The sequence below is a fragment of the Actinoplanes sp. NPDC051346 genome, from assembly GCF_040682215.1.
In the GTDB taxonomy this organism is placed as follows: domain Bacteria; phylum Actinomycetota; class Actinomycetes; order Mycobacteriales; family Micromonosporaceae; genus Actinoplanes.
Map to the genome: position 1 here is coordinate 107,425 of NZ_JBFBAJ010000017.1, position 24,944 is coordinate 132,368.

The 24,944-nt window shown below is 71.6% G+C and carries 22 protein-coding genes and 1 pseudogene; 10 read left to right on the forward strand and 13 right to left on the reverse strand.

What is annotated here, in order from left to right:
- Positions 1-65: 65 nt before the first annotated feature.
- Positions 66-557, reverse strand: coding sequence for an Hsp20/alpha crystallin family protein (locus AB0M36_RS32615; RefSeq protein WP_364165532.1), 492 nt, complete (start codon positions 555-557; stop codon positions 66-68).
- Positions 548-781 (reverse strand): hypothetical protein, encoded by a 234-nt coding sequence (locus AB0M36_RS32620; protein ID WP_364165535.1) that lies wholly within the window; start codon positions 779-781, stop codon positions 548-550. The genes AB0M36_RS32615 and AB0M36_RS32620 overlap by 10 nt, the downstream gene beginning before the upstream one ends.
- Here AB0M36_RS32620 and AB0M36_RS32625 point away from each other — a divergent pair.
- On the forward strand, positions 758-1,891 hold the full coding sequence (locus AB0M36_RS32625; RefSeq protein WP_364165538.1) for a threonine synthase: 1,134 nt from the start codon (positions 758-760) through the stop codon (positions 1,889-1,891). The genes AB0M36_RS32620 and AB0M36_RS32625 overlap by 24 nt on opposite strands.
- Here the strand turns inward: AB0M36_RS32625 and AB0M36_RS32630 are convergent.
- From AB0M36_RS32630 to AB0M36_RS32650, 5 genes are all read right to left on the reverse strand, one after another.
- Positions 1,883-3,217 carry a TIGR04013 family B12-binding domain/radical SAM domain-containing protein gene (locus AB0M36_RS32630; protein ID WP_364165541.1) on the reverse strand — a complete coding sequence of 445 codons (1,335 nt, stop codon included), beginning with the start codon at positions 3,215-3,217 and terminating at the stop codon, positions 1,883-1,885. The two genes, AB0M36_RS32625 and AB0M36_RS32630, sit on opposite strands and share 9 nt — an antisense overlap.
- A 74-nt stretch (positions 3,218-3,291) precedes the next feature.
- A complete protein-coding gene (locus AB0M36_RS32635) occupies positions 3,292-4,077 on the reverse strand; it encodes a hypothetical protein (RefSeq protein ID WP_364165544.1) in 786 nt (261 codons plus the stop codon).
- Positions 4,077-6,203 carry a hypothetical protein gene (locus tag AB0M36_RS32640; protein WP_364165547.1) on the reverse strand — a complete coding sequence of 709 codons (2,127 nt, stop codon included), beginning with the start codon at positions 6,201-6,203 and terminating at the stop codon, positions 4,077-4,079. Before AB0M36_RS32640 ends, AB0M36_RS32635 begins: the two co-directional genes overlap by 1 nt.
- Positions 6,200-6,988, reverse strand: a complete 789-nt coding sequence (locus AB0M36_RS32645) for a hypothetical protein (RefSeq protein ID WP_364165549.1) — start codon at positions 6,986-6,988, stop codon at positions 6,200-6,202. The genes AB0M36_RS32640 and AB0M36_RS32645 overlap by 4 nt, the downstream gene beginning before the upstream one ends.
- Positions 6,989-7,084: 96 nt before the next feature.
- Entirely contained in the window at positions 7,085-7,771 is a 687-nt protein-coding gene (locus AB0M36_RS32650; RefSeq protein WP_364165552.1) for a Crp/Fnr family transcriptional regulator, read from the reverse strand.
- A gap of 145 nt (positions 7,772-7,916) precedes the next feature.
- On the opposite strand from AB0M36_RS32650, the gene AB0M36_RS32655 reads away from it, so the two are divergent.
- The 6 genes from AB0M36_RS32655 to AB0M36_RS32680 all read left to right on the forward strand — a co-directional run bounded on the left by AB0M36_RS32655 (position 7,917) and on the right by AB0M36_RS32680 (position 17,077).
- Complete coding sequence (locus AB0M36_RS32655) at positions 7,917-9,059, forward strand: uroporphyrinogen-III synthase (RefSeq protein WP_364165555.1); 1,143 nt, start codon at positions 7,917-7,919, stop codon at positions 9,057-9,059.
- Positions 9,060-9,128: 69 nt separating this feature from the next.
- Positions 9,129-11,225 (forward strand): molybdopterin oxidoreductase family protein, encoded by a 2,097-nt coding sequence (locus AB0M36_RS32660; protein ID WP_364165558.1) that lies wholly within the window; start codon positions 9,129-9,131, stop codon positions 11,223-11,225.
- A gap of 1 nt (position 11,226) precedes the next feature.
- A complete protein-coding gene (gene nirB / locus AB0M36_RS32665) occupies positions 11,227-13,680 on the forward strand; it encodes a nitrite reductase large subunit NirB (protein WP_364165561.1) in 2,454 nt (817 codons plus the stop codon).
- Positions 13,677-13,991, forward strand: coding sequence for a Rieske (2Fe-2S) protein (locus tag AB0M36_RS32670; protein WP_364165564.1), 315 nt, complete (start codon positions 13,677-13,679; stop codon positions 13,989-13,991). The genes nirB and AB0M36_RS32670 overlap by 4 nt, the downstream gene beginning before the upstream one ends.
- Positions 13,988-15,316 (forward strand): nitrate/nitrite transporter, encoded by a 1,329-nt coding sequence (locus AB0M36_RS32675; RefSeq protein ID WP_364165567.1) that lies wholly within the window; start codon positions 13,988-13,990, stop codon positions 15,314-15,316. The genes AB0M36_RS32670 and AB0M36_RS32675 overlap by 4 nt, the downstream gene beginning before the upstream one ends.
- Before the next feature lie 69 nt (positions 15,317-15,385).
- On the forward strand, positions 15,386-17,077 hold the full coding sequence (locus AB0M36_RS32680) for a methyl-accepting chemotaxis protein (RefSeq protein WP_364165569.1): 1,692 nt from the start codon (positions 15,386-15,388) through the stop codon (positions 17,075-17,077).
- Here AB0M36_RS32680 and AB0M36_RS32685 read toward each other — a convergent pair.
- The 4 genes from AB0M36_RS32685 to AB0M36_RS32700 all read right to left on the reverse strand — a co-directional run bounded on the left by AB0M36_RS32685 (position 17,074) and on the right by AB0M36_RS32700 (position 21,535).
- Positions 17,074-18,294, reverse strand: a complete 1,221-nt coding sequence (locus tag AB0M36_RS32685) for an AGE family epimerase/isomerase (protein ID WP_364165572.1) — start codon at positions 18,292-18,294, stop codon at positions 17,074-17,076. The genes AB0M36_RS32680 and AB0M36_RS32685 overlap by 4 nt on opposite strands.
- 75 nt (positions 18,295-18,369) lie before the next feature.
- On the reverse strand, positions 18,370-19,221 hold the full coding sequence (locus tag AB0M36_RS32690; RefSeq protein ID WP_364165575.1) for an alpha/beta fold hydrolase: 852 nt from the start codon (positions 19,219-19,221) through the stop codon (positions 18,370-18,372).
- Complete coding sequence (locus tag AB0M36_RS32695) at positions 19,218-20,090, reverse strand: SDR family NAD(P)-dependent oxidoreductase (protein ID WP_364165578.1); 873 nt, start codon at positions 20,088-20,090, stop codon at positions 19,218-19,220. Before AB0M36_RS32695 ends, AB0M36_RS32690 begins: the two co-directional genes overlap by 4 nt.
- A complete protein-coding gene (locus AB0M36_RS32700; RefSeq protein ID WP_364165581.1) occupies positions 20,087-21,535 on the reverse strand; it encodes an NAD(P)/FAD-dependent oxidoreductase in 1,449 nt (482 codons plus the stop codon). The genes AB0M36_RS32695 and AB0M36_RS32700 overlap by 4 nt, the downstream gene beginning before the upstream one ends.
- A 70-nt stretch (positions 21,536-21,605) precedes the next feature.
- On the opposite strand from AB0M36_RS32700, the gene AB0M36_RS32705 reads away from it, so the two are divergent.
- The gene (locus tag AB0M36_RS32705; protein WP_364165584.1) at positions 21,606-22,625 is read left to right on the forward strand and encodes an AraC family transcriptional regulator; all 1,020 of its coding nucleotides are present in this window, start codon (positions 21,606-21,608) and stop codon (positions 22,623-22,625) included.
- On the opposite strand, the gene AB0M36_RS32710 is transcribed toward AB0M36_RS32705, so the two are convergent.
- Positions 22,579-22,878 (reverse strand): DUF4873 domain-containing protein, encoded by a 300-nt coding sequence (locus AB0M36_RS32710; protein ID WP_364165587.1) that lies wholly within the window; start codon positions 22,876-22,878, stop codon positions 22,579-22,581. The genes AB0M36_RS32705 and AB0M36_RS32710 overlap by 47 nt on opposite strands.
- Entirely contained in the window at positions 22,875-23,543 is a 669-nt protein-coding gene (locus AB0M36_RS32715) for a TetR/AcrR family transcriptional regulator (RefSeq protein ID WP_364165590.1), read from the reverse strand. The genes AB0M36_RS32710 and AB0M36_RS32715 overlap by 4 nt, the downstream gene beginning before the upstream one ends.
- A 55-nt stretch (positions 23,544-23,598) precedes the next feature.
- Between AB0M36_RS32715 and AB0M36_RS32720 the strand changes: the two genes are divergently transcribed.
- Positions 23,599-24,483: a diiron oxygenase gene (locus AB0M36_RS32720; RefSeq protein WP_364165593.1), complete on the forward strand. Its 885-nt coding sequence runs from the start codon at positions 23,599-23,601 to the stop codon at positions 24,481-24,483.
- Between the two features lie 133 nt (positions 24,484-24,616).
- Positions 24,617-24,944 (forward strand): annotated as a pseudogene (locus tag AB0M36_RS32725) (sugar ABC transporter substrate-binding protein); the annotation flags it as partial.

Below are 24,944 nucleotides of genomic sequence, written 5' to 3' on the forward strand. Positions count from 1 at the left end.
CGGCTGAACGGGCTGGCCGGAAACGCTCCGGAGCCGGGCGCACCGCCCGGCTCCGGAATACCGGGTTACGACGAGACGGACGGCCGTTCCTGAGCTGAGCCCTCGACCACCGGGCCGGATTCGCTCTTGAGCGCCGGGGTGCCGGTGCCCGTGACGATTTCGATGCGCCGCGGCTTGGCCGCCTGGGCGATGGGAATCGTCAGGGTGAGGACGCCGTCCTGCCAGGTCGCCGCGATGCGGTCGAGGTCGAGGCCGTCGCCGAGGGTCAGGCGGCGCTCAAAGGTGCCGGTGACGCGCTCGCGGCGCAGCCATTGGACGTCGGAGTCGGTACGCGGCGAGCGCTCGGCCCGGATGGTCAGGACCTGGTTCTCGACGCCGACGTGCACCGAGCCGGGATCGACACCGGCCAGGTCGCAGTGCAGGACGAAATGGTCGCCGGAGCGGTAGAGATCCATCGGCATCGCCGCGGTAGCGGCCCCTGCGGCACCCGGTGCGGCGCCCAGGACCTGGCCGGCCAGGCGGTCGAGCTCCCGGAAAGGATCAAAGGTCAGCACCACGAATCCACCTCCTCATCCGGCCCGCCGGTCGGTCCGGCGGGCGAGTGGCGCTCGGCGATCTGATCTTCTCTGCCGAGATCGCGCAGCTGATCCGAGGTGGTCATCACCGCGGTGAGCTGCAGCGACAGTTCATTTTTTAGCACTGTCCATGGACGAGTGCCAAGAGTTTCTCCAAGATTTTTTTCTGCGAGGATGGTGGCATGTCCTATCTCTTCGATCGCCACGGCCGCCACTACCCCCTGGACGAGCCACGGTGGCGCGGGGACGACGGTTCGCCGCTCCTGGTGGCGCCCCTGCCCGGCATCACCCGGGCCGACGTCGACACCTCCGTACGCTCCCAGTGGCGCTATGCCGCCGCCCTGCCCACGCCGATCGACCACCCGGTGACCCTCGGCGAGGGCCTCACGCCGATGCTGTCCCTCGAGCTCGACGGCGCCGTGCTGCGGGTCAAGCCGGAGTGGCTGAATCCGACCGGCAGCTTCAAGGACCGCGGCACCACCGTCATGGTCTCCACCCTGCGGCAGCAGGGCATCGCCGAGATGCTGGAGGACAGCAGCGGCAACGGCGGCTCCTCGGTCGCCGCCTACGCGGCCGCCGCCGGGATCCGCGCCACGATCCTCGCCCCCGAGACGACCTCCCCGGCCAAGATCCAGCAGAGCCGGGTGCACGGCGCGACGGTGGAACTCGTGCCGGGCAGCCGCCAGGACACCGCCGACGCGGCTGTACGGCGTTCCGCCTCGGTGTTCTACGCCAGCCACAACTGGCATCCGTTCTTCCTGCACGGCACGAAGCTGCTGGCGTACGAAATCTGGGAAGATCTGGGCTTCGCCGCGCCGGACGCGGTCGTGCTGCCGTGCGGAGCCGGCAGCCTGGTGCTGGGCCTGCACCTCGGCTTCGGCGAGCTGCTCGCCTCGGGAGCGATCGAGCGCCGCCCCCGCCTGCTGGTCGCCCAGCCGAGCCACTGCGCCCCGCTCGTCGCCGCGTTCACCGGCGGCGCCGACGAGGTGACGGCGGGGGAGTGGACCCCGACGGTTGCCGAGGGCACGGCCATCGCCCGGCCCGTCCGCGACCGCGAGGTGCTCGCGGCGATCCGCGCCTCCGGCGGCGACATGGCGGCGGTGGCCGAACAGGACATCGGGCCGGCGACGTTCGAACTGGCCGGGCGCGGCCTCTACGCCGAGCCGACCAGCGCGATCGTGGTGCCCGCCGTCCGGGAATTCCTGCGCCGGGGATCGCTGCGTCCAGACGAGACCGCGGTGATGATCCTGACCGGCACGGCGCTGAAAGCCTCCGACGCGGTGGGCCGCCTGCTCGCGGCGTCGGTCTCACCCTGACAGGCGCTGTTCGCCGACCGGCAGCGTCGGCAGGATCGTGCGGCTGCGGCCCGGCCGCGGGTATGCCGCGGCCGCGGCCGCGAGCCGGGCCGCGTGATCGCGTTGCTTCTGCCAGTGCCCGTAGAGGGCGCCGCGCTGCGAGAGCCGGTCAACCTCACTGATCGTCGCCGGGTCGACATCACCCGGCGGCGCGTCCCGCCAGGGCGTACCCGGCAGGGGCATGAAGGTGTGCGCGTGAATGCGGGCGCCGAGATCGGCCAGCTCCCCGGCGAGCGCGAGCGACTCCGCGACCTCCGCCGCTCCCTCGCCGGGCATGCCGAAGATCATGTCGACATTGATCCGGAAGCCCTCCTCGACGCCGAGGCGCACCGCCCGCCGGACATCCTCGACGCCGTGTCCCCGCTTGGCGGCGTCGAGGACGCGATCGGACCCGGACTGGGCGCCCACGATGATGTTGTTGTTGGCGCAGTACCGCTTGACCAGGCGCAGCGCCTCGCGGCTCACGTGCTCCGGGCGGATCTCGCTGGGGAACGATCCGAAGAAGACCCGGCCGTGCGGCCCGATGCCCTCCTTGCACGAGGCGAGCAGTTCCTCGACCGCCGCGAGGTTCGGCTCGTCGGTCTGGCTGCCGTAGGACAGCGCGGTCGGCGTGACGAACCGGACGTCACGCAGCTCGCGGGCACGCATCCGGTCGACGTGCCACCGCACGTTGCCGATGCTGCGATGCCGGAACCGCGCGGAGAACATGAAGGGCGTCTGACAGAACCGGCAGGCGTAGACGCACCCGCGGGTGATCTCCAGAGCGTTGAAGCGGTCCCATCTCAGGGAGAAGCCGGGGAAGTCGTCGAGCGGGCGCTGCTTCGCCTTACCGGTGCGGACCAGGTCGCCGCCGGTGTCGCGGTAGGCCAGACCGCCGATCCCGGTGGGGTCACCCTTGGCATCGACCAGGGCGAGCAGGGTGGTCTCGCCCTCGCCGATCGCGGCCACGTCCCAGCCCGCGTCGAGGGTCTGGACGGGCTCGGCGGTGGCGTGCACGCCGCCGGCGACGTGGAGCACGGAGGAGCCGTCCGCCAGCTCACGGATGCGACTGAGTTCCTCCGCGAGTGCCGCGGCGTCAGGTGAGTAGAACGACCAGAGGACGAGCACCTTGGCGCCGGTCGCGAGCGCGGCTTGGATGTGCTCGGCGGTCGATTTGGCGGTGTCGCCGAAGTGCACCTCGTATCGAGTGCCTGTCTCGTGCTGTTCCAAGGCGCCGAGCAGCACGTGGAAGCCGTACGTGACGGCCTTGCGGTAACGCAGCACGAGAACCAGCTCGGGGTCGGACATGCGGCGATTTTGCCAGGTTCCGGCTCCGCCGCCGGTGACGCGGGCAGATCCGCCCACCCGCGTCACCGCGCCGGTCACTCCGGCACCCGATCCGGATCGCGGTCCTCGCGGGCCTCGTCGAGCAGCTTCGCGAGGTCGGGGCGGAGGTACGAGGAGAACACCTGCCCGAGTTGGACGACGAGATAGTTGCGTTGTCCCTCGTCCAGTCCGCCGAGGAATTCCTCGATGAGTCCACCGATCCGGGCGGACATGCTTTCCTTCGAGGACGCGCCGAAGGCCTCGGCGATCTCGTCGAACGGCACCCTGCCGAATTCATCCGGCTTGTCGAGGTGACGGTTCAGCCAGTAGCTGCGGGCGACGTCCGGGCGGGAGAAGACCTTCTCCCGCAGGAAGGCGAGCTCCTCGAGGTCGGTCTCCCAGCGCAGCCGTTCGATCGCCGCGCGCCGCTTGATCGACTGCATCTCGGTGTAGGCGGTCAGGACGTCGTGACTGGCGGCCACCCGGACCTTCGCGTCGACGATCCGGGTCACCGTGTCGATCTGGCGTGCCCACCGCTGACCGACCAGCGCGTTCAACTCGGCTTGCAGGTATCCCGTCTGTGCGACGCAGTATCGGCGGGAGATGTCGGCCGCCCAGTGATGCAGGTCCCGCAAGGTCGCCCAGACGGCCCTTTCCTCGCCCTGCCAGAACAGCTCGAACGAGGCCGTGAACGCCAGGCCCGGATCACGGCTCGCCAGTTCCGCCGAGAATTGGCTCTGCCGGACCGGCGGCGCGGTCACCGGGTGCGTCTCGCTCCAGCCGCCGGAACCCTCCCACCCGGTGAACAGGCGTCGGTACCACGAGTCTGCCGTCGCGGTCATCAGGCCGCCGCCCGGGGCTCGGAAGGACGGTGGTTCGTCAGCGGATCGGCGTGGATCAACCGTTCGGCCAGCCAGGCGCGGAAGTCCCGCGCGCGGGGGTTCTCGTCGTCGCCGAGAACCGGTCGCCACTCGAAGAGAAGCGTGTTCATCGTGGCGTAGCGGGCGCTGACGCCGTCGTCCCCGGACCACGTGCCGCCGTGGAGCAGCAGGCGTGCGATCAGATCGCGGTATCCCTGGTGCTCCGCCGCGACCTCCAGCCAGACCTTGAAGGCCTGACGGAATTCCCCGAACGGACCTGGGGGGACGAAGAGGTCGCTGAACGCCTGGACGAGATCTGCCCGCACCGTGTCGTCGCCGGCCAGTTCCTCGAACACCGCCCGGACGTCGGGCTCGGTCGTGGTGATGGCGGCCAGCGCGCTGAGGCCGACCGCTCGCCGTGGGCCATCTTCGGCCGCCCAACCGACGACCTGACGCAGGACGGTCCTGCGGTGTGTTGACCGCGACCACAACTCGGCGATCGCGTCGACGACGTCGTTGTCCACGATCATCCGGGACGCCAGTCGATTGAGTCGGGTGAACGCCGCCTGCGGGTACGCGTCCGCGAACTGACCCGCACAGACAGCGGCGACGGCTTCGAGCACCCGGGAGTCACCCGACGCCTCGGACCAGCGCAGCAGCCGGGCCCGGATGATCGATCCCGCCTCGGGGCTCAACGCCAGTTCGGTGATGAGATTCGTGACCAGCGGCCGCAACGTCGGATACCGCCACCAGGAGTGGACCAGGAGTCGCAGTTCGGGAATGTTGGGTCTGGGCATCGCGAGGTGTATCCCGAGCATGGCTCTGGCCACCTCGTTCGCGGTCCTCTGGTGGGGTGCTCCCCGGCGCAGCGGCAGAGCGGCCGCCCACACCCACAGTTGACGGCGGAATTCCGCCGACTGGTCGCCGTGCACGAACCTCAGCACGGAGGTCCCGTACGCGGTCCTGGTGAACCGGATCCGCCAGTTGTCATCGACGTGCGCGCCGACCAGCCGGGCCAGCTGTCGGATTCCGGTGCCGCTGATCCCGCCCCGGAACTCCTTGGACACCCCCAGCGTCGACGCGAGCCGCTCCGCCTGGTCGAGAACGTCGGCGGCCGGCTCGCCGTCGAGAAAGGCGAGGGCGATCAGGAAGAGACGCGTCCGCGGATCCGTGTGCTCCTCGAACCAGTCCGCCAGCTCCTTGTCCCAGTTCTCGTAGGCGCTGACCGCCATCGCCGCGATCGCCGCGACCGGATCGGCCACCTCCTGTGCGCGCACCTCGCCGGCCGCGGCCACCACCCGTCGGTACAACCGTTCCACCTGCCTCGGCGTCGCACCGTTCAGCACCTCGCTCACCCGCTTCTCGTGCAGAAGCCGGTCGGTGTCCCAGTGCTCGCGCTCGGTCTGGAGCAGCACCTCCATCACCGCGTACGGATTCGGCCCGGCCACCCGGACGGCGACGTAGTCCGGCACGCCCTCGATCGCCTCCCAGGTCTCCGGGTCGATGAGCATCACCAGGAGGGCCTCGCGGCGCTCGACCTCCTGCCGGTAGGCGGCCAGTTGCTCGGGCAACCGGCTGTGCCGCTCCGCGCCGGACGGCACCTCCACCAGGTAGGCGGCCGGCTCGTCGTCCTCCGGCCAGGCGAATTCGCCGACCGGCAGGAGCCGATGGTTGTCGTCGTCGGCCGGAAGCACATGCAGCGATCCGCCGGTGTGGCTGAGCAGGGCGACCGCGGCGGTCCGGCGACCCGAGTCGGCCGGGCCCACCAGCAGCAGGCAACGGTGCCCGTCGAACATCCGCGCGGCCGAGTGGCTGTCCACGGGGCCGTCCGCGCTCCCGACCCGCCGATACTCGCGCTCGACGAAGGTGTCCATGATCAGTCGCACGGAGCCCCGGCTCAACGCGAAGACGGCCCGATTGTGGTGGAGCCAGTAGTTGTTGTTGATCTGGTTCATCCGGTCGACGTGGTTCGCGACCTGCCCACGATTGTCCTGGACGACCGGGCCCGCGGTGGACTCCGGGGACTCCTCGGGCAGGTCGTCGGCGGCGACATCGATGTCCGCGGCGGCGTCGTCCACCGGGCGGGGTTCCTCCGGCTCCGTGGTCATCGTTCACCGCCGGTGTTCTGGGTCATCGACTCCACCGTCGTGGCCACCTGACCCCAGTTCTTCCCCACCCGGGGACCCGCCGCCCCGGGTTTCGCCTTCTTCCGCGCCGGGGCCGGCTCGTGGCTCGCAGCGGGCCGCGCGATCCCGAGAAGGTTTCCGGAGATCTCGGGGACGTACAGCCAGGCACGCTGGGCGAACGCCTTCCCGTCCACGGTCGCCGGCACCTCGATGCAGCGGTCGGGGTGCAGCTCGGCGTATCCCGCGGCCACCACGTCCTGGAAGACGCGGTCGCTGAAGACGCAGGCCAGATGCGTCACCTGACTACTGGAGGCGGCGAGGATCGACTTGACGGGCACCGAGTCCAGCAAGCGATGGGTGTCGTTGCGCGCGGTGCCGTTGCCGGTCCGGTGCGGGTCCGCGGGGTCGGCCGGCAGCGGACCGACGTTGAGGCTCATCCGCAGGCGGATGCGGGCGTGGTCGCCGCGCGCCGTGCGGTTGTGCTCGGCCAGCCGCTCCTGCAGCACCCGGCCGAAGGGGTAGACCAGGTATGGCAGGATCCGCGGCGGCAGGCCGATCGCGAATCCGTCGCCGGTCGGCCCCAGGAACGCGGGCTGGCTCCATTCGGTCGTCAGGCCGGTCCTGGTGAAGGCGTCCCCGACCAGGTCCAGGATGGAGCCGCTGATCGGCTCGTGCGCGATGCTGGGCTGTGCGGTGAAGTCTTTGGCGTCGACGGCCAGGATCGCCCGGTACGGCGGCAGGTCGACGGTCTGGCTGAACGGGTCCACGGCATTCCCTCCGATGGATGGCTGAACACCGTCAGCGTCGGGCTCGCGCCGCGGGAAGTCCGCACATTTCTGGGCGTTCGCGGTGTGACCGAGGCGTCAGTCCGTGGCCGGCTCCGCGGCGACCACCGTGAGCCGCTCGCTATCGACGACGTCGATCTGCCGTCGCCGGGTCACCACGATGCCCTGGTCCCGCAGGCTGGCGAGCTCGGCCACGACGGCGTTGCGCGAGGCACCGACGAGTTCGGCCAGCTCCCACTGTGGCAGCCGGATGGGGCCGGGAGTGTGGCCGCCGGCCCGGTCGAGGCGCAGCAGGGTGCGGGCCAGCCGTTGCCGCACCGACAGGACGGCCATCTCGGTGCGCTGGCGGTCCGCTTCCCGCAGCCGACCCACCGTGTACGCCGCGAACCCGGCCGCCACCGACGGCAGCGTGAGGAACCGGCGGAATTGTTCACCGCTCAGCAGGTGGGTGATCACATCGGTCAGCGCGGTGACGGTGGCCGAGCGGGGACGCCGGTCCACGGCTGACAGGTCGCCGACCACGTCACCGGCCGCGCGCAGGGTCAGCAACGCCTGGCTGCCATCCGACTCGGACCGGGTCGCCTTGACGCATCCGGCGACGATGATGTGCACGTGTTCGGTCGACTCTCCCTGTCGAAGCAGCACCGCACGAGGCTGGTAGTGCACCGGCACGCCGGCGGCGCAGACGTTGTGCCACTCCGGTGGGGACAGGTGCGCGTACAGCCCCACCGGATGAGGAATCGGTGATCCTGAGTTTCCCAACACGCGCAGAGCGTAACTTCGCCGTGGTGGACGCGGGTGACCGCCGGTGACAAAGATGACCTGGAGGTTTCCGGAAGCCCGGCGGCGTTGACACCCGGGAAACATGTGGGATCCCGGCCCGTAACGGCCGGTGGCGAGCATCTGATGGGTGAAAGCCGACCAGAACGACGGCGCGGGCCCGCTCGCCGGATTCACCGTGGCCGTCACCGCCGAGCGCCGCCGCGACGAGCTGGCCGCCCTGCTGGAGCGGCGGGGCGCGCGGGTCGTCGTCGCGCCCGTCATCACCATCGTGCCGGTGCGCGACGACCGGGCGCTTCAGGCCGCGACCGGGGCCTGTGTCGAGTTGGCACCGGACATCGTCGTCGCCACCACCGGCTTCGGATTCCGGGGATGGCTGGAGGCCGCCGAGGGCTGGGGGATGGGCGACACCCTGCGGGCCGCGCTGCGCCGGGCGACGCTGATCGCTCGCGGCGCCAAGCCGTGTGGGGCGATTCGGGCCGCGGGCCTCACCGAGGACTGGTCGGCGGCGACCGAGTCGTCGGAGGAGATCCTCCAGTGGCTGCTGGCGCAGGGTGTCGCCGGCCGGCGGATCGCCGTCCAGCTGCACGGTGGCCCGCAGGCGGAGTTCACCGGCGCGCTGCGGGCGGCGGGGGCCACCGTCGTGGAGGTCCCGGTCTACCGGTGGACGCTGCCGTCGGATGTGGCACCGGTACGCCGGCTTGTCGGCCGACTCACCGCCGGGCAGGTCGACGCCGTCACGTTCACGAGCGCCCCCGCCGTGCAGGCGCTGCTGGAAACCGCGGGCGAGGACGCCGCCGAGGTTCTGGACCGGTTTCGCGGCCCCACGATGGCGGCCTGTGTCGGGCCGGTTACCGCCGCTTCCCTGGTGGAGCTCGGTGTGCCGGTGGTGACGCCGCACCGGTCACGGCTCGGCGCGCTGGTCAAGGTCGTCACCGACGAGCTGCCGCGACGGGCGACGAGGCTGCGGGTGGCCGGGGACGAGCTGGAGATCCGGGGGCATGCGGTGCTCGTCGGCGGTCGGTTGCGGACACTGGCCCCGGCCGCGATGGCCATCATCGGCGCGCTCGCGGCCCGGCCCGGCGTCGTGGTCGCCCGGGAGCGGCTGGCCGACGCGCTGCCTCGGGGCACCGACGCGCACGCCGTGGACGTCGCGATCGCCCGGCTGCGGACCGCGCTCGGCGGGGGCGGGCACATCGAGACCGTCGTCAAGCGCGGATACCGGCTGCGGGTCGACGACGTGGATCTCACATCGCCCGTTCACAGGTTGTAGGGAATTGCGAACGTCGGGGCAACCGGCACGCGCGGTGAATGGAAACGACGGCCCGCCACCATCGTTCGCGTGACGGTCACCGAGACGCATTGCCCGTACTGCGCGTTGCAGTGCGGCATCCGGCTGACGCCTGTGATTCCCCGGGTGCGGCTGGAACCCGCCGACTTCCCGGTGAACCGTGGCGGTCTCTGCGCCAAGGGCTGGACCGCCGCGGAGCTGCTCGACCACGGGGACCGCCTGGTGAACCCGCTGGTCCGCGAGGACGCCGCCGACCGCCGCAGCCCGCTGCGCCCGGCGACCTGGGACGAGGCCATGGACCGGATCGTCAACGCGATCCGGGCCAGCCAGCAGAGGTTCGGCCCGGACAGCGTCGGCGCGTTCGGCGGCGGCGGGCTCACCAACGAGAAGGCCTACACGCTCGGCAAGTTCGTCCGGGTGGCGCTGCGGTCGGCGTCCATCGACTACAACGGACGCTTCTGCATGTCGTCGGCCGCCACCGCCGCCAACCGCGCGTTCGGCGTCGACCGCGGGTTGCCCTTCCCGCTCGAGGACGTCGCCCGGGCGCGGACGGTGTTGCTGGTCGGCGCGAACCCGGCCGACGCGATGCCGCCGTCCATGCAGTATTTCGACGCCGGCCGGGCCGACGGCGCCCGCCTCATCGTCGTGGACCCGCGGCTGACGGCGACGGCCAAGGGCGCGTACCGGCATCTGCAACCGCTGCCCGGCACGGACCTGGCACTGGCCAACGGCCTGTTGCACGTCGCGATCCGCGACGGCCTGGTCGACGAGGACTATGTCCGGGACCGCACGAGCGGCTTCGAAGCGGTTCGCGCCGCCGTCAACTCCTACTGGCCGCAGCGGGTCGAGCGGATGACCGGCGTGCCGGAGGCACACCTGCGCGAGACGGCCCGCCTGCTCGCCACCGAGGGCCCGGCGATGATTCTCACCGCTCGCGGCGCCGAACAGCACAGCAACGGTACGGACACCGCACAGGCCTACCTCAACCTCGCCCTCGCGCTGGGCCTGGTCGGGCGGCCGTACTCGGGCTACGGCACCATCACCGGCCAGGGCAACGGGCAGGGCGGGCGCGAACACGGGCAGAAAGCCGACCAACTGCCCGGCTACCGGCGCCTCGACGATCCCGCCGCCCGGGCGCACGTCGCGGCGGTCTGGGGCGTCGATCCCGCCGAGCTGCCGATGCCGGGCAAGTCCGCGTACGAGATGCTCGACCGGCTCGGCACCGACGGCGGCGTGCGGGTGCTGCTCGTGCTCGCCAGCAACATCGCCGTCTCCGCGCCGCACGCCACCCACGTGATCGACCGGCTGCGCGCTCTCGACCTGCTCGTGGTCTCCGACATCTTCCTCTCGGAGACCGCCGCGCTCGCCGACGTGGTCCTCCCGACGGCCCAGTGGGCCGAGGAGGAAGGCACCATGACCAACCTGGAGGGGCGGGTCATCCGCCGCCGTCGGGCCCTTCCCCCGCCGCCCGGGGTCCGCACCGACCTGCACTTCCTCAAGGACCTCGCGGAGCGGCTCGGCCGCGGCGAGCACTTCAGCGACGAGCCGCGCGAGGTGTTCGAGGAGCTGCGCCGGGCCAGCGCGGGCGGGATCGCCGACTATGCCGGCATCACCTACGAGCGGATCGACGCCGAGCAGGGCGTGTTCTGGCCGTGTCCGTCCGAGGACCACCCGGGTACGCCGCGGCTGTTCGCCGACGGCTTCCCGACGCCCGACGGGCGGGCGAGGTTCGTGCGGGTCGAGCACCGCGATCCGCACGAGCTTCCCGACCAGCATTTTCCGTACGTCCTGACGACCGGCCGGACGATGCAGCAGTACCAGAGCGGCAACCAGACCCGCCGCGTCGCCGCGCTCACCATGGGGACGCCCGAGCCGCGCGTCGAACTGCATCCCGATCTGGCCCGCCGGCACGGCATCGCCGACAGCGACCTGGTCGAGCTGCGCAGCCGTCGCGGCCGCGCGTTCTTCCGGGCCCGGCTCGATCCCGGCATCCGCCCGGACACCGTCTTCGCGCCGTTCCACTGGGGTGGCGACAACGCCGTCAATGCCCTCACCGACCCCGCACTCGACCGGCATTCCCGGATGCCGGCCTTCAAGGCGTGCGCGGTCGCTATCGCACGGACGGACGAACCAGAGGGGAAGAGTTGACATGCAGCGCTTGGTAGTCATCGGCAACGGCATGGCCGGCGTCCGTACGCTCGAGGAGATCCTCGCCCGCGGCGGCGAATTCGCCGTCACCGTGTTCGGTGACGAGCCCTACGGCAACTACAACCGCATCATGCTCTCCAACGTGCTCGCGGGCGTGGAGGACGAGGCGGGCATCTTCCTCAACGACCTGTCCTGGTATGCCGACAACGGCATCACCCTGCACACCGACACCCGCATCGCGCGCATCGACCGTCGCGCCAAGAAGGTGTACGCCGAGGACGGCACCGCGACGCCCTACGACAAGCTGATCATCGCCACCGGCAGCAGCCCCTGGGTGCCGCCGATCGCCGGCATCCACCGCCCCGGCCGCGGATACCACCAGGGCGTCTTCGCGTTCCGGACGCTCGACGACACCCGGTCGATGATCCGTTACGCCCGCGACCACGAGCGCGCGGTCGTCATCGGTGGCGGCCTGCTCGGCCTGGAGGCGGCCCGCGGCCTGCAGAACCACGTGAGCCAGGTGACGCTGCTGCACGCCATGGGGCATCTGATGAACACCCAGCTGGACGCGCAGGGCGGCGCGACCCTGCAGCGCAGCGTGGAGAAGCTCGGCATCGAGGTGGTCACCGACGCGATGACCACGGAGATCCTCGGCAAGCACGCGGTCACCGGGGTGAAGCTCAAGGACGGCCGCACGATCGACTGCGACGTCGTGGTGATCGCCGCCGGCATCCGCCCCAACGCCGAGGTGGCGAAGGTGAGCGGCATCGAGGTCGATCGCGGCATCGTCGTCGACGACCAGATGCGCGTGCGAGACGACTCCGACATCTACGCCGTCGGCGAGTGCGTCCAGCACCGCGGCGAGGTCTACGGACTGGTGGCTCCGCTCTGGGATCAGGCGAAGGTGCTCGCCGACCACCTCACCGGCCGCGATCCGGACGCCGCCTACCACGGCTCCCGGGTGGCCACCAAGCTGAAGGTAGCCGGGGTGGACGTCGCCGCGATGGGGATCCAGCAGGCCGAGCGCGACGACGACGAGACCCTGGTCTTCAGCGAGCCGGCCAAGGGTGTCTACAAGAGCCTGGTCATCCGCGACGGGCGCCTGGTCGGCGCCACCCTGGTCGGAGACGTCCGCAAGGTGGCGTTCCTCATGCAGGCGTTCGACCGGGAACTGGCCCTGCCGGAGGACCGCGTCGAGCTGATGTTCGACCTCGGCGGACCGCCCGCCGAGGTCAGCGCCGCCGACATGCCCGACGACACCCAGGTCTGCAACTGCAACGGCGTCAGCAAGGCCACGCTCGTGGGTGCCGTGCAGGGCGGCTGCCGGACCGTCAACGGCGTCATGGACGCGACCCGGGCCGGCAAGGGCTGCGGCACCTGCAAGAGCGTCGTCCAGCGGATCGTCGAGTGGGCCGCCGGGGGAGAGGCCGAGGAGGATCCGACGGCGTCCTGGTATGTTCCCGGCGTACCGATGCCGAAGCCGGAGCTGATGCGGGCCATCCGTACGCACGGCCTGAAATCGGTGTCCTCGGTCTTCGCCACGCTGGTGCCCGGCGGCGAGGAAGACGCCCGGAGCAAGATGGGCCTGGCCTCGCTGCTGAAGATGATGTGGGGCGAGGAGTACGAGGACGAGCGCGACGCCCGGTTCATCAACGACCGGGTGCACGCCAACATCCAGCGCGACGGCACGTTCTCCGTGGTGCCGCAGATGAAGGGCGGCGTCACCACGCCCGCCCAGCTCAAACGGATCGCCGAGGTCGCCGAGCGGCACGACGTACCCATGGTGAAGGTGACCGGCGGGCAGCGCATCGACCTGCTGGGCGTGCCGAAGGAGAAGCTGCCGCAGATCTGGGCCGAGCTCGACATGCCGTCCGGGTACGCCTACGCCAAGAGTTTCCGCACCGTGAAGACCTGTGTCGGCTCCGACTACTGCCGCTTCGGCGTCGGTGACTCCACCGCGCTCGGCATCGCCCTCGAGGAGCGCTACCAGGGCATCGAGGGGCCGGGCAAGATGAAGCTCGCCGTCACCGGATGTCCGCGCAACTGCGCCGAGGCGTACGTGAAGGACCTGGGTGTCGTCGCCGTCGACGGTGGCCGCTGGGAGATCTACGTCGGCGGGGCGGCCGGAGCGCATGTGCGCAAGGGCGATCTGCTCGCCACGGTGACGACGGCCGCCGAGGTCGTCACGCTGACCGGGCGCTTCCTGCAGTACTACCGGGAGAACGCCAACTGGCTGGAGCGGACGTACGCGTGGGTGCCGCGGATCGGCATCGACCGCATCCGCGAGGTGGTCGTCGACGACGCCGACGGGATCGCCGCGGACCTCGACGCCGCCATGGACGCGTCCGTGGCCGCCTACGCCGACCCTTGGCGAGAACGCGCCGAGCCGGTGACGCCCGGACAGTTCCGCACCTCGCTGCCGCTGGTGGTCCTGCCCCAGGTGCCGGTCCGATGAGCACCCGGCTGGGTCCCGTGGACCAGATCCCGCTCGGCGAGGGACGCGCGTTCGCCGTGGACGGCGAGATGGTGGCCGTGTTCCGCCTGCGCGACGGCTCCCTGCGTGCCCTCTCCGCGGTCTGCCCGCACCGGGGCGGCCCCCTCGCCGACGGACAGACCGACGGCCGGGTGGTCGTCTGCCCGCTGCACCTCAACGCGTTCGACCTGACCACCGGCTGCTCACTCAGTGGACAGCCCGACGTGACCACCTACCCTGTCGCCGTCGACGACGACGGCCACATCGTCATCCACCTGGAGGTTCCCGCATGAGCGCCCCCACCCTGGAACGTCCCGCGCTGACTGTGCGCGGCCACTGGATCGACGACTGGCGGCCGGAGGATCCGGAGTTCTGGGCGAACGGCGGCGCCGCGATCGCCCGCCGCAACCTCGCCTACTCGATCTTCGCCGAACACATCGGCTTCTCCGTGTGGACGATGTGGTCGGTGCTGGTGCTCTTCCTCGGCCCCGAGTACGGGATCGATCCGGCCGGCAAGTTCCTGCTCACCGCGGTGCCGGCGCTGGTCGGATCGGTGCTGCGGATTCCGTACACGTTCGCGGTGGCCCGGTTCGGTGGCCGCAACTGGACGATCATCAGCGCGGCGCTGCTGCTGGTCCCGGCGGTCCTCGCCGCCTTCCTCATCGAGCCCGGCGTCTCCTACGGCACGCTGCTGGCGCTGGCCGCGGTCGCCGGCGTCGGCGGCGGCAACTTCGCCTCCTCGATGGCGAACATCAACTACTTCTACCCGGACCGCCTCAAGGGCTGGGCGCTGGGCATCAACGCCGGCGGCGGCAACCTCGGTGTGGCCGCCGTGCAACTCGTCGGTCTCGTCGTCCTGTTCGTCTTCGGCGCCGGGCACCCCGGCATCGTGGCCGGCGTCTACATCCCCCTGATCGTCGTCGCCGCCGTCGGCGCGGCGCTCTCCATGGACAACCTGACCCAGGCGCGCGCCGCGCGGCGTGGGATGCGCGACGCAGCCCGGGAGCCGCACACCTGGATCATGTCGCTGCTCTACATCGGCACGTTCGGCTCGTTCATCGGCTTCGGGTTCGCCTTCGGCCAGGTGCTGCAGGTGCAGTTCCGCGACGTGTTCAGCACCCCGGCCGAGGCCGCGTACCTGACCTTCCTCGGTCCGTTGCTGGGCTCGCTGGTCCGCCCGGTCGGCGGGGCGCTGGCGGACCGGCTCGGCGGCGCCCGGGTCACGGCGTGGACCTTCGCGGCCCTCGCGGCGGGCGCCGGCATCGTCCTGTTGGCCTCGCGGCAACACTCCCTGTCGCTCTACCTGGCCGGGTTCGTCACGCTGTTCGTGGTCAGCGGGATCGGCAACGGCTCGACGTACAAGATGATCCCGCGGATCTTCGCCCTCAAGCACCCGGAGCATGAGCAGGAGGCCCGCCGGCTTTCCGGCGCGGTGATCGGCATCGCCGGTGCGATCGGCGCCTTCGGCGGCGTGCTGGTCAACCTGGCCTTCCGGCAGTCGTTCCTGGAGTACGGCTCGGCGGACGCCGCGTACCTCGCGTTCATCGCCTTCTACGCGGTGGGCCTCCTGGTGACCTGGGCGGTCTACCTGCGCCGCCCGGCCGGCACCGTTCCCTGACGCGCGTCCCTGGCCGGACCTGCGGTTTCGTGCCTGTCGCGCCGGTCCGGCGCGTACCGTACGAAGGCGATGGAGTCATCGAAAGCGGCGAGGCGCCCGGTGGAGGTCACGATCCGCCGTAACCCGGTTGCGGGCTGGCTGGCCGATCGCAGTGTGAACGTCAAGGGCCTGCTCGCGGCGGGGATCACCGGGCTCGTGGCGATCAGCGTCGGCGCGCTGTCGGTCAACCGGATGTCGGTCCTGAGCGACGACCTCGAGCAGACGAAGACCGTGCACGTCGAGAGCCTCAAGCACCTCGGCGACCTGCGGGGCGGGCTGGCGGACATGTACGGCGGCCTGCTGCTCCACAGCCACGGCGATCGCGATCCGGCGTTGCGGACGCAGGGTCGCAAGGACGTCGCGGCCGCCGACGACGAGGTCGACGCGGCACTGTCCAAGTATCAGGAGCTCGTGGCGAACGGTCCGCAGGGCGGTCACGAACGCACCGGCGGCGTCGCGGAGCGCCGCGCGGCGATCGAGGCGTGTGCCAAGGCCATCGCCGACTACCGGTTGCTGCGCAACACGCTGGACTTCGGCGAGCCGCCGCCGGCGGGCTTCACCCCGCCGCCCGTCGACGGAATCTCCGCGGCGTTCGCCGACGTCGCGACGCGGATGGAGAACTCGATCACCGCGCTGCGCAGCGCCGAGGCGGAGGCCGCGGCCGTGATGGCCGCCGGAGCGGACGCGAAGTACCGGGCGGCACGGGCGGTCACGATCGCCGCGCTGCTGCTCGGCCTGATCATCGCGGCGGCGGTCGGGTTCGCGGTGTCCCGGATGATGGCGCGGCAGCTGCGCGGCGCCTCCGCCGCGCTGCACGCGGTCGCCGGTGGGGATCTGACCCACCCGGCCGAGGTCCGGTGCCGCGACGAGCTGGGTCGGATGGCCGCGGCGGTCAACGAGGCCAGAGACGGCATCCGGCACACCGTCGAGACGCTCGCCGCCGGTTCCCGCACCCTGGGCGACAGCTCCCAGCGGCTCACCGGGGTGACCGGGCGGATCGCCGTCAACGCGCAGGGGGCCGCGGACCAGGCCAACGTGGTCGCGACCGCGGCGGGCGACGTGTCGAACAACGTGCAGAGCGTCGCCGCCGGCTCCGAGCAGATGCGATCGTCCATCCGCGAGATCGCGCAGAACGCCCAGGACGCCGCCCGGGTCGCCGCGGACGCGGTGGGCGTCGCGGAGGTCACCACACAGACCGTCGCCAAGCTCGGCGAGTCGTCGGCCGAGATCGACACCGTCGTCAAGGCCATCACGTCGATCGCCGAGCAGACCAACCTGCTGGCGCTCAACGCGACCATCGAGGCGGCCCGCGCCGGGGAGTCGGGCAAGGGCTTCGCGGTGGTCGCCAGCGAGGTCAAGGACCTCGCCCAGGAGACCGCCCGGGCCACCGAGGACATCTCGCGGCGGGTGGCGGCGATTCAGTCCGACACCGTCAAGGCGGTCGACACCATCGGCGAGATCAGCCGGATCATCGCCCGGATCAACGACTATCAGCTGACCATCGCCGCGGCGGTCGAGGAACAGACGACAACCGCCGGAGAGATGTCCCGCGGCGTCACCGAGGCGGCCGGCGGTGCGTCCGACATCGCCGAGAACGTCCGCGGCGTGGCGGCGTCCGCCGAGCTGACCACGACGGAACTGTCCGAGGCCGACCGCACCGCCGCCGAGTTGGCACGGCTCGCCACCGACCTGCAAAGCGCCGTCGGACGCTTCCGGGTCTAGACGGTGAGGTGCTCGTCGACGGCGGTCGCGAGCATCGGCCACAGGGGTACGCGGGGGCCCAGCGTCGCCTGGAACGCGTGGTAGAGGTCGGCCTTGCCCGGCCACACCGTCGCGGTCGGCGCGTTCTCCGGGTCGAGCTGGTGGAACCACGACCCGTGCTCGTGGTCGATCAGGTGCTCGTCGATGTAGTCCCACCAGGTTCGGTACCACTGGGCGTACTCCGGCTCCCGGGTGTAGGCGTGCAACGCCGCCGCGGCGTGGACTCCCTCGGCCGCCACCCAGTGCATCCGGTCGCGGACGACCGGGCGGCCCGTCCAGTCGGTCGTGTAGACGAAGCCCGGCTGACCGTCGACCGCCCAGCCGTCGGTCACCGCGCGGGCGAACAGCTCCCGGGCGGCGGTGCTCAGCCACGCCGACTCCCCGGCTGTGGGGGCGGACGCGGCGTGCAGCAGCAGACGCGACCATTCGAGGCCGTGACCGATCGTGGCCCCGTACGGCTTGAAGGGATGGTCGGGCTCGTCGCGGTGGTAATCCGGCAGCGGCCGCCACGCGGCGTCGTAGTGCTCGGGGATGCGCCACCGGTGCGCCTCGGCGGTGGTCACGACGAACCGGCAGACGCGCAGCGCGCGGGTGACCCAGGCATGGTCGCCGGTCACGCTGGCCACCGACAGCATCGCCTCGACGGCGTGCATGTTGGCGTTGACGCCGCGATAGTCGTCGAGCTTCGTGAACCCGCTGTCCCAGGTGTCGGCGCACAGGCCGACCTCGTCGTCCCAGAAGCGCGCGAGCAGCACCCGTCCGGCCTCGTCGAGCAACTCGTCGGCGCCGGGCAGCCCGGCCTGCACCGCCGTGGAGGCCGCGAGCAGCACGAAGGCATGGTCGTAACAGGTCTTGCCCGGCTCGGGCGTGCCGTCTGCGGCGGCGGCCGGGAACCAGCCGCCGCGCGGGTCGCGCAGCCGCCCGGTGAGCCCGGCCAGCGCCCGGGCGGCGATCCGGCCGGCACCGGGCACGCCGAGCAGGGCCCCGATGCCGTAGACGTGGGCCATCCGGCTGCTGATCAGCACCGACACGGGTCGATCGGGCATCGGCACGCCGTGGTCGTCCAGCCAGCGGGCGCCGCCGTGGGGGTCGGCGGTGCGGCGCCCGAAGGCGAGCAGGTCGCGGCTGTGCTGGTCGAGCCAGCGGTGGTGGGCGGGACTGCTCGGCCAGACGGACATGTGGATCACTTTAGGTCAGTGCGGCACTACGCCCCTCCGACGGCGCGAGCCGCCCCCACGTCATTCCCGGAAGATCTAGGCGGGAGTGTCCGAGCGGGCCGTGAGGAACAGCTCGGCGAGGTCGGCGAACTCGTCGGGGCGTTCGATCTGGGGCATGTGCCCGGTGTCGGCGAACATGTGCGAGCGGGCGTCGGGAAACGCCGCCTGGGCCGCCGTCAGGTGCTTCGCGGGCAGGATCAGGTCGCGGTCGCCCCACACGAGCAGCGTGGGTCGCGGGTGACGGGCCACCTCGGCCAGCAGCGTCTGCCGCCAGGGTGCCCGGATGCCGCGCAGGCCGCCCAGCGCCTGAGCGGTCTCCAGGAACGCCATCGCGTACTCGGGGCGGGCGGCCACCTGGAGCGCGAAGTCGACGCGCTCCTGGGTGACGTGGACCCGGTCGAAGAAGATGGCGCGCTCGATCCTCCGGGCCACCCGGGCGTCGATCCGGCGCATGAGCGGCCTGCCGAGGCCGGGGATGGCCAGAGCCCGCAGGAAGTACGCCACCTCCTTGCCGAAGCCGGCGCTGTTGACCAGCGTCAGCGTCGACACCCGGTCGGGCACGGCGGTCAGGAGCTGCATCGCCACCGCGCCGCCCAGCGAGTTGCCCATCACGTTCAGCGGTCGCCGTTCGCCCAGCGTGTCGATGGTGGCGAGCACGCCGTCGGCCAGCGAGGCGAGGCTGACCGGCCCGGGCAGCCGGTCGGACAGGCCGAAGCCGGGCAGGTCCACGCTGATCACCCGCCAGCGGGCGGAGAGCCGCTCGTGTTGCGGCAGCCAGTCCTCCAGGCTGCGGCCGATGCCGTGCAACAGCAGGATCGGTGGGTGGTCCGGGTCGCCGGTGGCGTGCACGCGGATGGACGCGCCGCGTACGTTCAGGTTCGTGATCATTTGCTCACCCGGACCTTGGCCTGACCACGCCGGGCGACGGCCTCGGTGGCCTTGGCGAGCAGCCGCATGTGCGACTCCGGCATCAGCCGGGCGAGCAGGTCGGGGATCTTCGCGGTGGGGGCGATGAGGACCCGACCGCGGCGGCGCCGCACGGCGTTGAGGATGTCGGCGGCCGCCTTCTCCGGGGCGTAGGTCAGCAGCGCCGCCCACATCCGCTGATGCTGCTCGACGTCGTCGGGTGGCACGCCCTCGGCGATGCGGGCGCTCTCCGCGATGCGGGTACGCACGCCGCCCGGATGCACGGTGGTCACGCCGACGCCGCACTCGAGCAGCTCGCCGCGCAGCACCTCGCTCAGGCCGCGGATCGCGAACTTGCTGGAGCTGTACGCGGACTGCCCGGGCGGGGCGATGAGGCCGTACAGGCTGGAGATGTTGACCAGGTGCGAGCCCGGCTCGGCGGTCAGGGCCGGGAGCAGGTGGTGCATGAGCAGCATCGGCGCGGTGAAGTTCACCGCCATGACCCACTCGAACTCCTCCACCGTCACCTGGTCGAAGCGCCCGCCCAGGGCGACGCCGGCGTTGTTGATCAGCAGGCCCAGCCGCGGATGCCGCTCGCGCAGGCCTTCCGCGAGGGAGATCACCGCGTCCCGGTCGGCGAGGTCCACGACCAGGGCCTCGATGGCGCGGCCGGGGTACGCGGCCCGGAGCGACTCGGCCACCTCGTCGAGGCGCAGCGCGTCGCGGTCGACGAGCACCAGCTCGCTGCCCCGCGCGGCGAGGCCGTGGGCGAGCTGCTCGCCGATGCCGCCGGCGGCGCCGGTCACCACGGCGGTACGCCCGACGAATCGGTACGGGTTCAGTCCGGTCATCGAATCTCCTCGAGCACGGGGGCGGGCTTGCGGCTGAACGTCATGTCCCGGCGCACGTCGGCGCGCGGGGTGAACAGGACATCGCGCAGATAGTTCTGCCGGACGGTCCACGGGTCACGGTCGCCCTGGCTGGGGAAGCGGTCGAGGGACCGCTGCACGTACCCGGAGGTCAGGTCGAGCAGTGGCCGGCGGGGGCCCGGCCGGGCCTGCGGTGTCGCGCTGGTGAACCCGTTGCGGGCCAGGTAGGACAGCAGCCGCAGGACGTAGCGGTGGGACAGGTCGGCGCGCAGGGTCCAGGACGCGTTGGTGTAGCCGATGCAGTACGCGAAGTTCGGCACGCCGCTGAGCATCACGCCGCGGTAGGCGACCGTCTTGCCGGGTTCCACGACCGCGCCGTCCACGGTCAGCTCGACGCCGCCGATCGGCAGCAGCGACAGCCCGGTGGCGGAGACCACGACGTCCGCCTCCAGCACGCGACCGTCGGTGAGCCGGATGCCCTCCGGCACGAACCTGTCGATGTGGGCGGTCACCACCGAGGCCGTGCCCGCCTTGATGGCGGTGAAGAGGTCGCCGTCGGGGACCACGCACAGCCGCTGGTCCCAGGGCTGGTAGTTCGGCGTGAAGTGCTCGTCCACCAGGCCCCGGTCGCCGAGCTGGGACAGGGTGAGCCGGCGCAGCAGGGCCTTGACCTGCGCGGGCCGGCGCCGCGCGAGCTGATAGAAGCCCTGCATCAGCAGGACGTTCTTGGCGCGGACGAGGGTGTGCGCGACCCGGGCCGGCAACCCCCGGCGCAGGACGTCGGCGATGACGTCGCGCTCCGGCAGCACCGTCATGTACGTGGGGGAGCGTTGCAGCATCGTCACGTGCGCCGCGGTCTCGGCCATCGCCGGCACCACGGTCACCGCGGTCGCGCCGCTGCCGATGACGATGACCCGCTTGCCGGTGTAGTCCAGGTCCTCGGGCCAGAACTGCGGGTGCACGACGGTGCCCCGGAAGTCGTCGAGGCCCGGGAAGTCCGGCTGGTAGCCCCGCGCGTAGTCGTAGTAGCCCGCGCAGGCGTAGAGGAAGTCGCAGGTGAAGGTGCCCTGGTCGGTGGTGACGGTCCAGCGGGAGTCCGCCCAGCTCGCGGCGAGCACCCGGGTGCCGAAGCGGATGTGCGGCGTGATGTCGCCGTCCTCGGCGGTCGCCCGGATGTACGCCCGGATCGACTCGCCGGACGCGATCGCCTGGGCGCCGCGCCACGGCCGGAATGGGTAGCTGAGGGTGAACATGTCGGAGTCCGAGCGGACGCCGGGGTAGCGGAACAGGTCCCAGGTGCCGCCGATGGCGGTGCGGGCCTCGAGGATCGCGTATGTCGTGCCGGGCCGTTCCCGGCGCAGCCGCCATGCCGCGCCGATCCCGGAGAGGCCCGCGCCGATGATGAGGACGTCGAAGTGTTCGGCCATGGGACCAGTGTTTCGCCCGTACCCGTCGCGGGACTTGCCTTTGCGCGACAGGGATTTATCCTTGCCCGCCATGGAGCCAATGGTGCGCGCGGCCTGCCTGCGGGGGCTTCCCGCGCTCGTGGACGGCCTCGGCGGCGACGGCGCCGCCCTGTTCGCCCGCTTCGGCGTGGCCTGCGCGGCGGTGGAGTCCGACGACGCGGTGATCCCGGCGCTCGCCGTGGGCGAGCTGCTGGAGACGGCCGCCATCGAGCTCGGCTGCCCGGATCTGGGGCTGCGCCTGGCCGGGACGCAGAACGCGTCGGTGCTCGGGCCGCTCGCCGTGGCGATCGAGAATTCTCCGACCTTCGGCGAGGCGCTCGCCACCACCCGCCGGTTCCTCTTCGTGCACAGCCCGGCCATCACCGTCTCGCAGATCCCGGACCCGTCGGGCCGGGCGGGCGTGGTGGGGTTGCTCTACCGGAGCACGGACGCCGAGCCGCTGCCGCCGCAGGCCGCCGGCCTCGGCCTGGGCCTGTTCCACCGGATCATCGTGCTGCTGCACGGCGGCCCGTACGGGCTGCGCTCGGTGCACCTGCCGCACCCGGCGCTGGCGCCGGTCGAGACGTACACCCGCTTCTTCGGGGCGGAGGTGCGTTTCGACCGGCCCGACGCGGTGCTGCGGGTGCCCGGCGGCCTCGCCAACACCGCGGTCCCCGGCGGCAACCAGGTGCTGCACGAGCTCGCCGTCAGCTACATCGCCAGCCATTTCCCGGCGCCGGGGGAGCGCGTCGCGGACGGGGTGCGCCTGCTGTTGGCCCAGGCGCTGGGCTCCTCACCGGTCGAGGTCACCGCCGTCGCGAAGGCGCTAAGGGTCCACCCGCGGACGTTGCAGCGCCGCCTGGCGAGCGAGGACACCACGTTCGAGACCATTCTCGACGAGGTGCGCCGGGTCGCCGCGCACCGGCTCATCACGCAGACCGATCTGCCGCTGACCCAGGTCACCGCCATGGTCGGTCTGGCGGAGCAGTCCGCGCTGAGCCGCGCGGTGCGGCGCTGGTACGGCCTCACACCCCGGCAGCTGCGCTCCAGGGTGGCCGTCCCACCCCGGTGACCCGCACACCGCCCCAGGGGTCCGGCTCGCCCAGCCGGGCCGGCGACTCGCGCTCGCCGATGCGGACGGTCACCTCCCGGGTGCCGGCCCGCAGGTGGGCGCTGAGGGTCTCGTCGGGCGCGGCCCGCCCGGCCCAGCGGTAGCGTCCCTCGATCGGCTCGAACTGCACCGACAGCCGCACGGTGACGGTCACCGCCGTCTCGCCCGCCCGGATCTCGGCCTCGCCCCGGTATTCCTCGTCCGCGTCGCTCACAGTGGTGCCGCCAATCCGCCTGGTATGTCCGCGGCGGCCCGGACCCCGGTCATTCCGCCCCAGAGCAATGTGGTCAGGTATTCCGCGAGGGCCTCGCGGCTGATCGGCTGCTGGTGGCGCAGCCACCAGTCGCCGACCGTCTGGACGTAGCCGACGATCCCGTACGCCCACGGAAGCGCGCCTCCCGAGTCGAGCCCGAGGGCCCGCAGCCGGTCGCCGAGGATGCGGGCCAGGACGCTGGCGACGGTGTCGATCGCGTCGGAGACGACGTCGCGCTCGCGGGCGATGCCGCGCTGGTGCACCACGAACCGGTAGAGGTGTGGGTCGTTCTCGATGTAGGCGAGGTAGGCGTCGACCGCCGCGACGACCACCTCGCGATCCTCGCCGACGGCGGCGACCGCGGGGCCCACCGCCTCGACCACCGCCGACGCCGCCCGCCGGGCGACGGCCTCCCAGAGCCCCGACTTGTCGGTGAAGTAGCGGTAGAGCACGGGCTTGCTGACGCCGGCGTGCGCGGCGACCGCGTCGATGCCGGGCTCGGGGCCCAGCTCGCGGATCGCCGCGATGACGGCGTCCACAAGCTCCTCCCGGCGGCGCTCGCGGTGGTGTGCCCACCTTCGGCTGCGTCCGTCGGAACTGTTGACGGTCTCGTCGTCGGCGCTCATAGTACGAGAAGTAGCTGTTACTTCCGGTAACGTCAACCCCCCGCGGAGGTCAGACGTGGTTCTCTCCGACCGTTCCCAGACCGCTACCCGCCTGCTGCGCTCGTCGGCGTCGCATTCCTACGACCCCGGTGTCGAGATCGACTGGGAGGCGCCCCTGCTGCCGGACGCCTGGTTCGTGCCGGAGCACCGGTCGTCGCTCTACGGCACCGACCTGTGGCACCGGCTCACTCCCGAGCAGCGGATCACCCTCGGCCGCCACGAGGTCGCCAGCATCGCCGGCCTCGGCGTGTGGTTCGAGACCATCCTCATGCAACTGCTCCTTCGCCAGTACTACAAACAGGACCCCACCGACCCCCACGCCCAGTACGCCCTCACCGAGGTCGCCGACGAGTGCCGCCACTCGGTGATGTTCGGCCGCATGATCTCCAAGCTCGAGTGCCCGGTCTACCGCGTCAGCGCGATCGACGCCGGCCTGGGCAAGCTGATCGCGGCGACGGCGACCGGCCCCCGCATGTACGCGGCCATCCTCATCTGCGAGGAGATCCTCGATACCCTGCAGCGCGAGGCGGCGGCGGACGAGACGGTGCAGCCGCTGGTCCGCATGGTGTCCCGCATCCATGTCATCGAGGAGGCCCGCCACGTCCGCTACGCCCGCGAGGAACTCGTCCGGCAGGTGCGGGCGGCCGGCAAGAAGCGGCTGGCACACGACCGCGTGATCATCGCGCGGTCCGCGTACCTGGCCGGCCGGCGCCTGATCTCGCCCGAGGTCTACCGGTCGGTGGGCATCGACCCCAAGGTGGGCGTCCGGGCGGCGTGGGCCAATCCCCACCACCGCGAGACGCTGCGGTGGGCGGCGGAGAAAGTGGTCGCGTTCCTGCGGGAACTGGACCTGATCGGCGGCCCGGGCATGGTGCTGTGGCGCCGGTCGGGGCTGCTCTGACACCTTGTCCTCCGCCGACGTCCGGCGCCGTTTCGCCCCCGCCGCTTGTGTTCGTGCCCGCGATGGACGACCGTTGCCGGACACGGTTTCCGGCGCGGGACTCCTCGCGTGAGGCGGACGGGAAGGAACGACGATGGCAAGGACGGCCCTGGCCCTCGCCGCGGCCGGCATGCTGGCCGCCGGCGCCGTCTCGGCGTGCGACGGTGGTGGCGACGACGACGGCGGGGTGGGCAGGGTCGGCGTGATCCTGCCCGACACCAAGAGTTCGGCGCGGTGGGCGACCGCCGACCCGAAGTTCCTGAAAGCGGCGTTCGACGCGGCCGGGGTGGCGGTCGACATCCAGAACGCCCAGGGTGACAAGAGCCAGTTCCAGACGATCGCCGACGGCATGATCTCCAGCGGGGTCAAGGTCCTGATGATCGTGAACCTGGACTCCGGCACCGGCAAGGCGGTCCTCGACA

Coding starts and splice junctions, on each gene's coding strand:
- AB0M36_RS32625 (WP_364165538.1), top strand. CDS start 758: ATGTCCTATCTCTTCGATCGCCACGGCCGCCACTACCCCCTGGACGAG.
- AB0M36_RS32630 (WP_364165541.1), bottom strand. CDS start 3,217: ATGTCCGACCCCGAGCTGGTTCTCGTGCTGCGTTACCGCAAGGCCGTC.
- AB0M36_RS32635 (WP_364165544.1), bottom strand. CDS start 4,077: ATGACCGCGACGGCAGACTCGTGGTACCGACGCCTGTTCACCGGGTGG.
- AB0M36_RS32640 (WP_364165547.1), bottom strand. CDS start 6,203: ATGACCACGGAGCCGGAGGAACCCCGCCCGGTGGACGACGCCGCCGCG.
- nirB (WP_364165561.1), top strand. CDS start 11,227: ATGCAGCGCTTGGTAGTCATCGGCAACGGCATGGCCGGCGTCCGTACG.
- AB0M36_RS32670 (WP_364165564.1), top strand. CDS start 13,677: ATGAGCACCCGGCTGGGTCCCGTGGACCAGATCCCGCTCGGCGAGGGA.
- AB0M36_RS32675 (WP_364165567.1), top strand. CDS start 13,988: ATGAGCGCCCCCACCCTGGAACGTCCCGCGCTGACTGTGCGCGGCCAC.
- AB0M36_RS32680 (WP_364165569.1), top strand. CDS start 15,386: ATGGAGTCATCGAAAGCGGCGAGGCGCCCGGTGGAGGTCACGATCCGC.
- AB0M36_RS32685 (WP_364165572.1), bottom strand. CDS start 18,294: ATGTCCGTCTGGCCGAGCAGTCCCGCCCACCACCGCTGGCTCGACCAG.
- AB0M36_RS32690 (WP_364165575.1), bottom strand. CDS start 19,221: ATGATCACGAACCTGAACGTACGCGGCGCGTCCATCCGCGTGCACGCC.
- AB0M36_RS32695 (WP_364165578.1), bottom strand. CDS start 20,090: ATGACCGGACTGAACCCGTACCGATTCGTCGGGCGTACCGCCGTGGTG.
- AB0M36_RS32700 (WP_364165581.1), bottom strand. CDS start 21,535: ATGGCCGAACACTTCGACGTCCTCATCATCGGCGCGGGCCTCTCCGGG.
- AB0M36_RS32705 (WP_364165584.1), top strand. CDS start 21,606: ATGGAGCCAATGGTGCGCGCGGCCTGCCTGCGGGGGCTTCCCGCGCTC.
- AB0M36_RS32715 (WP_364165590.1), bottom strand. CDS start 23,543: ATGAGCGCCGACGACGAGACCGTCAACAGTTCCGACGGACGCAGCCGA.